The 12,205-nt window shown below is 67.4% G+C and carries 10 protein-coding genes and 1 pseudogene; 8 read left to right on the forward strand and 3 right to left on the reverse strand.

Features of this window, described 5'->3' with window-relative positions:
- Nucleotides 1–33: 33 nt before the first annotated feature.
- The 3 genes from folP to purH form a co-directional block, all read right to left on the reverse strand.
- Nucleotides 34–2,562 carry a dihydropteroate synthase gene (gene folP, locus ACFQI8_RS04250; RefSeq protein ID WP_390242999.1) on the reverse strand — a complete coding sequence of 843 codons (2,529 nt, stop codon included), beginning with the start codon at nt 2,560–2,562 and terminating at the stop codon, nt 34–36.
- A gap of 125 nt (nt 2,563–2,687) precedes the next feature.
- Nucleotides 2,688–3,113 carry a universal stress protein gene (locus ACFQI8_RS04255; protein ID WP_390243000.1) on the reverse strand — a complete coding sequence of 142 codons (426 nt, stop codon included), beginning with the start codon at nt 3,111–3,113 and terminating at the stop codon, nt 2,688–2,690.
- A gap of 246 nt (nt 3,114–3,359) precedes the next feature.
- A complete protein-coding gene (gene purH, locus ACFQI8_RS04260; protein ID WP_390243001.1) occupies nt 3,360–4,937 on the reverse strand; it encodes a bifunctional phosphoribosylaminoimidazolecarboxamide formyltransferase/IMP cyclohydrolase in 1,578 nt (525 codons plus the stop codon).
- A 189-nt stretch (nt 4,938–5,126) separates the two neighbouring features.
- On the opposite strand from purH, the gene purB reads away from it, so the two are divergent.
- The 8 genes and pseudogenes from purB to ACFQI8_RS04300 all read left to right on the forward strand — a co-directional run bounded on the left by purB (nt 5,127) and on the right by ACFQI8_RS04300 (nt 12,205).
- Complete coding sequence (gene purB, locus ACFQI8_RS04265; RefSeq protein ID WP_390243002.1) at nt 5,127–6,518, forward strand: adenylosuccinate lyase; 1,392 nt, start codon at nt 5,127–5,129, stop codon at nt 6,516–6,518.
- Between the two features lie 325 nt (nt 6,519–6,843).
- Nucleotides 6,844–7,917, forward strand: a complete 1,074-nt coding sequence (locus ACFQI8_RS04270) for a glucose 1-dehydrogenase (protein ID WP_390243003.1) — start codon at nt 6,844–6,846, stop codon at nt 7,915–7,917.
- Nucleotides 7,914–8,546, forward strand: a complete 633-nt coding sequence (gene gfcR, locus ACFQI8_RS04275) for a transcriptional regulator GfcR (protein ID WP_390243004.1) — start codon at nt 7,914–7,916, stop codon at nt 8,544–8,546. The genes ACFQI8_RS04270 and gfcR overlap by 4 nt, the downstream gene beginning before the upstream one ends.
- Before the next feature lie 83 nt (nt 8,547–8,629).
- Nucleotides 8,630–8,974 carry a glutaredoxin family protein gene (locus ACFQI8_RS04280; RefSeq protein WP_390243005.1) on the forward strand — a complete coding sequence of 115 codons (345 nt, stop codon included), beginning with the start codon at nt 8,630–8,632 and terminating at the stop codon, nt 8,972–8,974.
- A 168-nt stretch (nt 8,975–9,142) separates the two neighbouring features.
- Nucleotides 9,143–9,709: a DUF7110 family protein gene (locus tag ACFQI8_RS04285; protein WP_004043858.1), complete on the forward strand. Its 567-nt coding sequence runs from the start codon at nt 9,143–9,145 to the stop codon at nt 9,707–9,709.
- 137 nt (nt 9,710–9,846) lie between these two features.
- Nucleotides 9,847–10,824 (forward strand): phosphoadenosine phosphosulfate reductase family protein, encoded by a 978-nt coding sequence (locus ACFQI8_RS04290; RefSeq protein ID WP_390243006.1) that lies wholly within the window; start codon nt 9,847–9,849, stop codon nt 10,822–10,824.
- Nucleotides 10,825–10,945: 121 nt separating this feature from the next.
- A pseudogene (locus ACFQI8_RS04295) lies at nt 10,946–11,356 on the forward strand (phosphoadenosine phosphosulfate reductase domain-containing protein); the annotation flags it as partial.
- Between the two features lie 138 nt (nt 11,357–11,494).
- Entirely contained in the window at nt 11,495–12,205 is a 711-nt protein-coding gene (locus ACFQI8_RS04300; protein ID WP_390243007.1) for a diphthine--ammonia ligase, read from the forward strand.

Here is a 12,205-nt window from a genome sequence, read left to right on the forward strand (position 1 = left end):
CCGGTTTCACCCCGACGCGCCGAGTGTTGGTTCTCAGTCTTCGCGCTCGGCGTCGGCTTCGAACCGGCTCGGGTCGCGCGACGCGAGCGCGACGTTCACGGCGGCGACGTTCTCCGGCACGTCGTGGACGCGGACGATGTCGGCCCCGCGGTCGGCGGCGATGGCCGTGCCCGCGACGGTCGCCGCGAGGTTGTCGCCGGGCTTCTCGCCGACGAGCGAGAACATCGACTTGTGGGAGTGGCCGACGAGAATCGGACAGCCGAGCGCGGCGAACTCGTCGGTTCGCCCGAGGAGTTCGAAGTTCTCGGCCTTCGACTTCCCGAAGCCGAGACCGGGGTCGACGATGAGGTTCCGCCGCGGGATGCCCGCCTTCTCGGCGAGTAACACCAGTTCGGTCAGTTCGTCGATGACGTCCTCGACCACGTCGTCGTAGTCGACCTCGCGGGTCGGGTCGACCGGCGCGTCGATGCTGTGCATCACGATGACCGGCGCGTCACGCTCGGCCGCGAGGAAGCGCATCTCGGGGTCTTCGAGGCCGGTCACGTCGTTGAGGATGTCCGCGCCGGCGTCGAGGGCGGCCTCGCCGACCGCGGCCTTCCGGGTGTCTACCGACACGAGCACGTCGAGGGCGGAGATGGCCTCGATGACGGGCGCGACGCGGCGAATCTCCTCGTCGACGGGAACCTCGGCCGCGCCGGGGCGGGTGCTCTCGCCGCCCACGTCGATGATGTCCACGCCGGCGTCGACCATCGCCCGCGCCTGCTCGACGGCGTCGTCGATGTCGTAGAACTCCCCGCCGTCGTGGAAGCTGTTCGGCGTCACGTTCAGAATGCCCATGACGGCCGTGCCGTCGTCCCACGGGTAGTCGCTGGCTTCGTCGTGGCCGGCGTCGCCAGCGTCGTCAGCGTCGCCGGCACCGCCAGCGTCGCCGCCCTCGTCGGCGGCGTCAGCCGAGTCGAAGTCGAGCGTCTCGCGAATCTCCTCGCCGACCCCCGCGAGCGCGTACGGCCGGGCTTCGAGGCCCGCCGTCAACCGCTCGAACTGGTCGAGCGTCCCGGTCAGGACCACGTCGACGAGTTCCCCGCCGAACTCGTGGCCCGAGACGGCGCAGTCTCCCCCGACCGACAGCAGTTCCTCGCGGAGCACCCGGGCCTGTCGGCGCTGGACGCGAGTGTGAACCGTTCGGTTGACCGCCCGCTTCGCGCGCTCGGTCCGGTCGGCGGCGTCGGCGACGTTCGCGCGTTCGAGGGTCCGACGGGCGTCGTCGAGCGTCCGGTGGGCCTTCGGGACGACCGCCCGCGTCCACGTCGTGCGGGCCTCGGCGACGACGTACAGCGAGCCGACGACGAGCACGCAGTCGTCGGGGTCGGCGCGGGCGCGCGCTCGGTCGAGCGCCGAGGCGACCGCGCCGCCGGTCTCGACTGCGGGGCCGTCGAGTCGCTCGAAGACTGACGACAGTATCTCGGGGTCTTCGCCCCGCGAGATATCCGCCTTGCAGGTGACGACCGACGCGACCTCCGGGAGCGCCTCGACCATCTCGCCGTGGTCCTTGTCGTGCATCGCGCCGTAGACGAGGTGGAGGTCGTCGTAGTCGAACTCGTCGAGGACGGTGGCGACCTGCGCGCAGGCGTCGGGGTTGTGCGCCCCGTCGAGGACGACCGTCGGCTCCGTGCCCATGACCTCGAACCGACCCGGCCAGTGGGCGTTTCGGAGGCCGCGGTGAATCGCCTCCGCGCCGATGTCGGAGCGGACCTGCCGGGCGAGCGACACGGCGATACCGGCGTTTCGCGCCTGATACGCGCCCAGAAGGGGTATTCGAACGTCGAGCGTCTCGGCGTCGGTCTCGACGGTGACGGCGGCCTCCTGGTGGTTGACGCGGCCGCCGTAGGAGGCGCGAACGTCGGCGTCGGCGTCGCCGACGGTCAGCACGTCGCCGACCTCCTCGCGGATGACCGACAGCGCCTCGCCGGTCGCCCCGGTCACGAGCGGCGCGTCGGCGGGCGCGACGGCGGCTTTCGTCTTCGCGATTTCCGCGACCGTGTCACCGAGGACGGCGGTGTGTTCGAGCGAGACGTTGGTGACGGCGCTGGCGACCGGGTCGACGGCGCTCGTCGCGTCGAGTTCGCCGCCCATCCCGACTTCGAGAACCGCCACGTCGACGCCCGCGCGGTCGAAGTACCACAGCGCGAGTGCGGTCACGGTCTCGAAGAAGGTCAGCGGCTCGCCGTCGGCGGCGCGCTCGACGAGGTACGGCTTGGCTTCGGCCACGAACGACGACAGCGCGGACTTCGGAACCTTCCGGCCGTCGACGCGGATTCGCTCCCGCACGTCGTCGAAGTGCGGCGAGGTGTAGAGGCCGACGTGCGCGCCCGACTCGCGCAGTATCGCGTCGACCATCCGGGCGGTGCTTCCTTTGCCGTTCGACCCCGCGACCTGCACGAACGACACGTCTTCGTGGGGGTTGCCGAGGTGAGAGAGCAACCGCCGAATCGACTCGGTCCCCGGCTTGACCTGAAACCGCCGGAGGTCGAAAAGGAAGTTCACCGCCTCGTGGTACTCCATACGCGTGAGAAACCGGACGGTGGGCTTAGGCCTAACGCTCGACATCACTCCTGCGGCACGAGGCCGACCTCCCGAGCACCCGAGCACCCTCAGTCCGTCACCGGAGCGCCCCTGACGCGCCCGGTTCAGTCGATGTGGACGACGAGCACCGGACGCTTGGCGTTCTCGATGACGCGCTCGGTGACGCTCCCGAGCGACGTGAGCTTGTCGCGGCCGGTCCGCCCGTGGGTCCCCATCACGACCACGTCGACGCCGTGTTCGTCGGCGTAGTCGAGGATGACCTTGTGCGGGACGCCGTCTCGAACCGCCGTCGTCGCCGCGGTCTTCCCCTCGCACTTCGCGGCGCACCGCTCGACCGCATCGACCGCGTCGTCGCGGAGCGACTGGATGACGGCGTCCTGTTGGTCGCCGCCGGCGGCGAGGTACACCCGCTGGTCGACGACCGACAGCACGTGGACCGTCGACTCCGCCCCGGCGAGTTCGAGCGCGTGCTCGATTGCCTGCATCGTCCCCTCGCTCCCGTCGGTCGGCACCAGGATGTGTTCGTACATAGCTCTGTGTTCGTCTCGCCGACACTTGAAGGGACACCGTCGGTGTTAGGTCGTGGGAACGGGTCGCGGGTCGGGTCCGAAAGGGCTGTCACGAGTTTCAGGCACGACTCGTGCCTGAAACGCCGATGCACTCGCATTGCTCGCGCATCAAGCGTTAGGCCCTCTTTCGCTCCGCTCAATCGTGCCTAAAATCGCGTGAGACTCACTTCGTTCGTCTCACTGACTTCCGGCACTCCTTCACGCTGTTCAGTCGTGCCTGAAGCACCGTTGGCCGGTGAACACCATCGCAATCCCGCGCTCGTCGCACGCCTCGATGACCTCCTCGTCGTTCACGGACCCGCCGGGCTGGATGACCGCCTCGATACCCGCGTCGGCCGCCTTCTCCACGCCGTCCGGGAACGGGAAGAACGCATCCGACGCCATTACGGCACCCTGCGCGTCCTTGCCCTCGGCGTGTTCCTCGGCCTTCATCGCGGCGAGTTCGACCGCGTCGACGCGGGAGACCTGCCCCATGCCGACGCCGACCGTCTCGGTGCCCTTGGCGAAGAGGATGCCGTTGGACTTCACGTGCTTCAGGACCTTCCACGCGAACAGCATCGTCTCTAACTGCTCGTCCGTGGGTTCGGTCTCGGTGACGACTTCGAGGTCGTCGAGGGTCGGCGTCCAGAGGTCGCGCTCCTGGACGAGTCGCCCCCCGACGAGCGCCTTCTCGGTGTAGGTCTCAGTCCGGTCGCCGAGTTCGCCCACATCAAGGACGCGGAGGTTCTTCTTTTCGGTCAGCACGTCGAGCGCGTCGTCGGTGTAGCCGGGCGCGACGACGACTTCCTTAAACGAATCGACGATGAGTTCGGCCGTCTCGGCGTCGCACTCGCGGTTGAGCGCGACGATGCCGCCGAAGGCGCTCATCGGGTCGGTGGCGAGGGCGTCGGCGTAGGCCGCCGCGAGCGTGTCGGCGGTGGCACAGCCGGCGGGGTTCGTGTGCTTGATGACCGCCGCGGCGGGCTCGTCGAACTCCTTGATGATGTTGAGCGCGCCGTCGGCGTCGTTGTAGTTGTTGTACGACAGCCCCTTCGCGCCCTCGTTGAGCTGGGGCGCGCCGACGACCGACGCCTCGTCGCACGTCTCGTCAACGTAGACGGCGGCGTCCTGATGGGGATTCTCGCCGTACCGGAGCTCGTCGTAGCGGTCCTCGGAGGTGACGCGGCGCTCGGGGAGGCCGGCGTCCACGTCGCCCTCGACGGTGACGGAATCGTCTTCGACCGTCACGCGGTCCTCGGCGAACCAGCGGACGGCGCGCGGGTAGGCCTTGAACTCGGCGTCGTAGAGGACGCGGGATTTGAGGTCGTCGGCGTCGTCATCGGTGTACACCGGGACGGCCTCCTGTGTCACGATGGGGCCGGCGTCGACCTCCTCGCCGACGACGTGGACCGTACAGCCGGTCGTCTTGACGCCGGCGTCGAGGACCTGTTCGTGGGCGTCCATGCCGGGGAACGCGGGGAGGAGCGACGGGTGGACGTTGAGCGTCGTCGGCGCGGCGTCGAGGAACGTCGAGGTGAGCACGCGCATGTAGCCGTCGAGACAGACGATATCGAAGTCGTACGCCGCGAGGGCGTCGAGGATGCGCTCCTCGTGGGACTCGCGGGACTCGTCGTCGCCGCGTTCGACGACTTCGCTGGGGATGCCGCGTTCGTCCGCCCAGTCGAGGACGGGCGCGTCGGCGCTGTTCGAGACGACGACGCCGAGTTCCGCCCCGCCGGGGGCGCGGTCGGCGACGTTGCGCAGGTTTCGTCCGCGGTTGCTCGCGAGACCGGCGATGGTGACCATGTGAGAATGGCGACTCGCGGCCCTCAAAGTGGTTGCGGTCCTCGACGGTCGAGTATCCTCGATTGTGTATATGTCGGCCCAGACTCGACCGCAGACAGGGGTTGAGTACGCACACTTGTGCGCAAGCATCGCCTCCGCGACGGCGACGAACCCCCAGCGTTTAACCGCCCCCATCGTGACGGCTCAGACATGACCGACGCCGACCGGCACGACCCGCTGTACGCGGTGTCCCCGCTCGACGGGCGATACGCCTCTCGAACCGCACCCCTCGCGCCGCACGTGAGCGAGGCCGCGCTCATGCGCGCCCGCGTGGAAGTCGAAGTGGAGTACCTCCTCGCGCTCGCCGACCTCGACGCGACGCCGCTTTCGTTCTCCGAGGCCGAGCGCGCCGACCTCCGGGCGCTCTACGAGGAGTTCGACGCCGACGACGCCGACCTCGTGAAACGGCTCGAAGTCGAGGGCGCGGAAGGCTTCTCGGCGACGAACCACGACGTGAAGGCCGTCGAGTACTTCATCCGCACCGAGACCGCCGAGTCGGTCCACCCGTGGATTCACTTCGGCCTCACCTCCGAGGACGTGAACAACCTCGCCCAGCGCCTCATGGTGAAGGGCGCGGTCGAGGAGGTGCTCGTGCCCGAACTCCGCGACACGCGAGACGAACTCGTCTCGCTCGCACAGGAGTTCCGCGACGTGCCCATGCTCGCACGCACCCACGGTCAGCCCGCGACGCCGACGACGTTCGGCAAGGAGATGGCCGTCTACGCCGCCCGCCTCGGTCGGACGCTCGCCCGCGTCGAGGCCGCGACCGACGACCTCGCCGGCAAGCTCGCGGGTGCGTCGGGGGTCTACGCCGCCCACGTCGCCGCCTACCCCGACGTTGACTGGCGGGCGTTCTCCCGCGAGTTCGTCGGGTCGCTCGGCCTCGACCACACCGCGCTCGCCACGCAGGTCAACCCCTGCGACGACCTCGCGGCGCTGTTCGACGCCGTCCGCGGCGTCAACAACGTCCTCGTCGACCTCGACCGCGACGCGTGGCTGTACGTCTCCGACCGCTATCTGGGACAGGAGGCCGTCGAGGGCGAGACCGGCTCGTCGACGATGCCGCACAAGGTCAACCCCATCGACTTCGAGAACTCCGAGGGCAACCTCTCGAAGGCCAACGCGGACCTGACGTTCCTCGCCGACTACGTGACGACCTCGCGCCTCCAGCGCGACCTCTCTGACTCCACGGTCAAGCGCAACGTCGGCGCGGCGTTCGCCCACTGCCTCATCGGCTACAAGAAGACCCAGACCGGTCTCGGGAAGGTCGTCCCGAACGAGCGGGTCATGCGCGACGAACTCGACGACACGCCGGCCATCATCGGCGAGGCCGTCCAGACGATTCTCCGCCGCGAGGGCGACACGCAGGCCTACGAGCGGGTGAAGGAACTCACCCGCGGCCGCGAGGTGACCCTCGACGACTTCCACGACCTGTTTGCGGACCTCGACGTGGACGAGCAGACCCGCGAGGAACTGCTCGCGCTCACGCCCGCGACGTACGTCGGTCTCGCGGACGAACTCGTCGACGACGTCGACAACTGAACCGTCGGTCGGGTCGCCGGGTCGGCAGGCGACCGCCCGGCGAAGCGACACGCTCTCTGTTCTGCGGTCGGCCGAACGCGTCGCTGAGGCGAGCGACTGTCAGGAGAAACCCAAGACCGCCTCAGAAGCCGACGGGCACGGGATATCGGCTTCGGCGCGGTTCGGGCACGGGTTCGGAGAGCGCCGGCACGGTTGGGCTGGACAGGCTGGTCCGCGCGATGCGGTGCGTCATGGGCTGGTGTGACGACGCTGGGCGCTCACCGTGGCTAAATTATTTACTCATCATAGAATAAGTCTTTTGGTGGGGTGGGACGTTGGTGGATGTATGAAAGCAATCGCCGTCGAGCGCGGGGAAGACAAGCCGGTCGTCATCGAGAAGCCGCGACCGGAACCCGACGCCGGGGAGGCGCTCGTCCGGACGCTTCGGGTCGGCGTGGACGGGACGGACCACGAGGTCATCGCCGGCGGCCACGGCGGGTTCCCGGAGGGCGAAGACCACCTCGTGCTCGGCCACGAGGCGGTCGGCGTCGTCGTCGACCCGAACGACACCGAACTGGAGGAAGGCGACGTCGTCGTGCCGACGGTCCGCCGGCCGCCGGCGTCGGGGACGAACGAGTACTTCGAGAAGAACCAACCCGACATGGCTCCCGACGGGATGTACGCCGAGCGCGGTATCGTCGGCGCGCACGGGTTCATGTCCGAGTACTTCACGAGCCCGTCGAACTACCTCGTTCGCATCCCGCGCTCGCAGGCCGAACTCGGCTTCCTCATCGAACCCATCTCCATCACCGAGAAGGCGCGCGAGCAGGCCTACGCGAGTCGGTCCGCGTTCGACTGGAACCCCTCGTCGGCGCTCGTCCTCGGCAACGGGAGCCTCGGGCTCCTGACGCTCGCCATGCTGAAGGCCGACGATAAGGGCTACGAGAGCCTCTACTGCCTCGGTCGGCGCGACCGCCCCGACCCGACTATCGACGTCATCGAGAAACTCGGCGCGACGTACGTCGACTCCCGCGAGACGCCGGTCGAGGAGGTTCCGAGCGCACACGAGGGCATGGACTTCATCTACGAGGCGACCGGCTTCCCCAAACACGCCATCCAGTCGGTGCAGGCGCTCGCGCCCAACGGCGTCGCCGCGCTCCTCGGCGTCCCGAGCGACTGGAAGTTCGAGGTCGACGCCGGGGCGTTCCACCGCGAGATGGTCCTCCACAACAAGGCGCTCGTCGGCAGTGTCAACTCCCACGTCAAGCACTTCGAGGCCGCGACCGTGACGTTCACAAAGCTCCCGCGGTGGTTCCTCCGCGATTTGGTCACCGGCGTCCACCCGCTTTCGGAGTTCGAAGCAGCATTCGAAGACGACGACACCACTATAAAAACCGCCATCGAATTCGGTACTGTATGAAGAACGTCGACGACCTCATCGCCAGCGCGGCTGAGCTCGCGGACCGCGGCCTCTCGAAAGGCGAGATTGCCGACGAGTTGAACGTCTCGCGCGAGACGGCCAGTTGGCTTGTCGAACGAAGCGGCGCGGCGACCGAACCCGAGCCCCGTGCGGAGCCCGACGGCCCCGACGACATCCACGTCGACTGGAACGCCATCGGCAGTGGCGGCAAGCGACTCACCTACATCGGGCGCGCGCTCGCCGACCTGCTCATGGAGACGAACGGCGAGGCCGACGTGACCGTCGGCATCGAGAAGGCGGGCGTCCCCCTCGCGACCTCCGTCTCGCGCGAGCTCGAAACGACGCTCGGCGCGTACTCGCCCGCGAAACACCAGTGGGACGAAGGCGACCTCGAAGACCTCGGCGGCGGGTTCTCCCGGAACTTCTCGCCCGTCGAGGGCCGCAAGTGCTTCATCGTCGACGACACGGTGACGAGCGGCACGACGCTCCGGGAGACCATCGACGCCATCCGCTCCGAGGGCGGCGAGCCGCTCGCGTGCGTGGTCATCGTCGACAAGCAGGGCGTCGAAGAGATAGACGGCGTCCCCGTCCACTCGCTTATCAACGTCGTCCGCGTCGGCGAGCAGTAAGCCGCCGTCTCGGTCGCACGGCTCGACGGTTCCGATGTGACCGCGACGCAACTCCTTTGTCCGCCCGGCCGCTAGCTGGGTGCATGACGTTCCAACCGGAGAGTTTGGACCCAGAGGAAGTACAGACCCGCGTCGACGAGGCCGTCGCGGACAACCGCGTCGTCCTGTTCATGAAGGGCAACCGCCTGATGCCGCAGTGCGGCTACTCCGCGAAGGCGGTCGACCTCATCTCCCAGTACGTCGACGAGTTCGAGACCGTCGACGTGTTGCCCGCGCTCCCGCACTACCGCGAGGCGCTCAAGGGGAAAAGCGACTGGGAGACCATCCCACAGACGTTCGTCGACGGCGAGTTCGTCGGCGGCAGTGACATCCTCGAAGAACTCGACGAGCGCGGCGAACTCGAAGCGGCGCTGACCGGCGCGAACTGACCGCCGGGACCGCACCCGACAGACCACCCGACAGCGGCCGGACGGCGACTTTCCGTCTCTCGACTAACGAGAAGGGGAGGCCATATAAGCCTCGAACTCGTACATCCACGCAGGTATCGCCATCCGGGTGCGCCCGCACCGTGGCTCTCGTCGATACCGAAGCCAACAATGTCAGGCCGCGTATATCGACTCCATTCGACGTTGGAACTGCCACTCGAAGACGTGATGGACTACTTCGAAAACGACCCAGAACTGCCGCCTGAGGTCGAGAACGTAGACATCACCCGCCGAAACAACACCCTCATCATCAAAGCCGTCTCCGCCGACGACAACCTCAGCAAGTACACGCCGACGGCCCAGTTGAAAGCGAGCGTGACGGAAAACCGCGTCTACGAAGAAGAGCCCCCCCGAGCGGGAGCGCCCAACTGGGGAGATGAAGAAGAAGAGGAGATTCCCTCCGAGCTCGTCGAGTTCGCCTGCTTCAAAGGCGACCTCGAAACCGTGCTCCAGAACACGGCGCTCCAGTATCCGATGTTCCTCGTCCTCCGCGAGATTGCGATGCTCTCGGAGAAGGGGACGCTGACCGCCATCACCGAGGAGAGCGACGAACTGCAGGCGACGCGCATCGTCGAGGGCGAGGTGCGTGCCGCCTCCGTCGAAGTCGTCGAGAACCCACAGCAGAACGGCTCGTCGGACAGCGGAATCAACTGGCGCGACAACAAGTTCATCTCCTAACCGCGTCGTATCTCCCCATCTCGTCACCGCCGAATCGCGTGAGCCAGCGGCCCAAATCGTGTTCGGCGGTATCACGGCGCACGCGACTGCTCGGGCAAAAAGCATTTACACTATCTAATTAGATGTAATTACACACCATGTCGGAAGCCGAAGCCTTCCCGGACTACCTCGACGTCGACTACACCGACGGCGAGGGAGAGACGCCGGAGGACTACCCGAGTATCGAGGACAAAATCGAGAAAGCCATCGAGGTCACGAAGCAGGGACTCGAACAGTACGAGAACCCCGCCGTGATGTGGACCGGCGGGAAGGACTCGACGCTCACGCTCTACTTCATCAAGGAGGTCGCAGAGCGCTACGACCTCGAAGTGCCGCCGGCGGTCTTCATCGACCACTACCAGCACTTCGACGAGATTATGGACTTCGTCGAGCACTGGGCCGACGAGTGGGACCTCGACGTCATCTGGGCGCGTAACGAGGACGTCGGCGCGTACGTCGACGAACACGGCCTCGAACCCGGCGACGACATCCCGGTTTCCGAACTCTCCGAGCACAACCAGCACCACGTCCGCGAGATTCTCGAGTACGAGGAGGAGACGTTCCCCTTCCTGCTCGACACCTACGTCGGCAACCACCTGCTGAAGACCGTCGCGCTCAACGACACCCTCGAAGAACACGACATCGACGGCGTCATCTCCGGCGTCCGCTGGGACGAACAGGAGGCCCGCGCCGACGAGACGTTCTTCAGCCCCCGTCACGACCCCGACATCTACCCCCCGCACGACCGCATTCAACCCATCCTCCAGTTCGAAGAGAGCGCCGTCTGGGACGCTTTCTGGTACTTCGCGGTCCCCGACACCGTCGAGAACTACCCCGAGGACGGCTACGTCCCGACGAGCGACACCGACCTCCCCGAGGGCGTCACCCAAGAGGACGTGCCCGTCTCGCCGAAGTACTTCGCCGGCTTCCGGAGTCTCGGCAGTGAGGTCTCGACCGACAAGTCCGCCGAGGAACCGGCGTGGCTACAGGACATGGAGAACACGACCGAGCGCGCGGGCCGCGCCCAGGACAAAGAGGACCTGATGGAGCGCCTGCGCGACCTCGGCTACATGTGACGACGGTCGATATCTAACGCGAACGTCGCCACGCGCTCACTTTTTCGCGGCCCGCTTCGAGAGCGACTGTGACCGTCCCACAGCGGAAACAGCGATATTCTCTCCGAGCGATTTCTGTTGTGTGGCTCACACGTTCCACGACTCCCTCGACGTCGACTACGACGACGGCCGCGAGGAGACCGCCGCGAACTCCCCGACGCTGGAAGCGAAACTGGAGAAGGCGGCCGCGGTGACCGCGACTGCCCTCGAACAGTACGAGCGCCCGGCCGTCATGTGGACCGGCGGGAAAGACTCCACGCTCGTCCTCTACGTCGTCCGCGAGGTCGCCGCCGACGCGGGCGTCCCCGTGCCGCCGGTCGTCTTCATCGACCACTTCGAGCACTTCGACGAGACCGAGGCGTTCGTCCGCGAGTGGGTCGACCGCTGGGGCCTCGACCTCGTCGTCGCCCGCAACGAGGACTTCGCGTGCCTCGGCGCGTCGCCCGGCGACGAGATTCCCGTCTCCGACCTCGGCGCGAGCGCGGAACGCGAGGGCCGCGCGCAGGACAAAGAGGACCTGATGGGTCGGCTCCGCGATTTGGGGTACGTGTAGCCTCACGCCAGTCACGCAGACGCGGGTGGACCGCGCGAACACCGTAGCGCCTATCTTCCCCAACACGCTATCTCCTCCATGACAGCCGAGTGGGTCAGCCTCTTCTCCGGCGGAAAAGACTCCTCGTGGGCGCTCTACCGCGCGCTCGAAGAGGGGTTGAACGTCACCCGCCTCCTGACCGTCCACCCCAGCGACGACTCGTATATGTACCACGTCCCGGCGACCGATCTCGCCGCGCTCGCCGCCGAGAGCACCGGCATCGAGCTCGTGGAGGTCCACCCCGGAGACCTCGAAGCGACCGACGCCGCCGACTCCGGCGCACAGGGCGACGCCGAACTCGAACCCCTCGAAGCGGCGCTGTCGGAGCTCCAAACCGAGTTCGACCTCGCGGGCGTCACCGCCGGGGCCATCGAAAGCGAGTTCCAGACCGACCGGATTCAGGCGATGTGCGACCGCCTCGGAATCGACCTGTTCGCCCCGCTGTGGCAGGAAGACCCCCGCGAACTCGGCGACGCCATGCTCGCGGCGGGCTTCGAAATCACCATCATCCAGGTCGCGGCCCACGGCCTCGACGAGTCGTGGCTCGGTCGGACGCTCGACGCCGACGCGCTCGACGAACTGGAGACGCTCAACGAGCGGTACGGCGTCCACATCCTCGGCGAGGGCGGCGAGTTCGAGACGCTCGTCACCGACGGCCCGCACATGGACCGCCCCATCGAACTGGAGTACGAAACGGAGTGGGAGGGAACCCACGGCAGGCTCCGCATCACCGACGCGTCCCTCGGCTGA

It is taken from the genome of Haloferax chudinovii, assembly GCF_042663345.1.
Lineage (GTDB): Archaea > Halobacteriota > Halobacteria > Halobacteriales > Haloferacaceae > Haloferax > Haloferax chudinovii.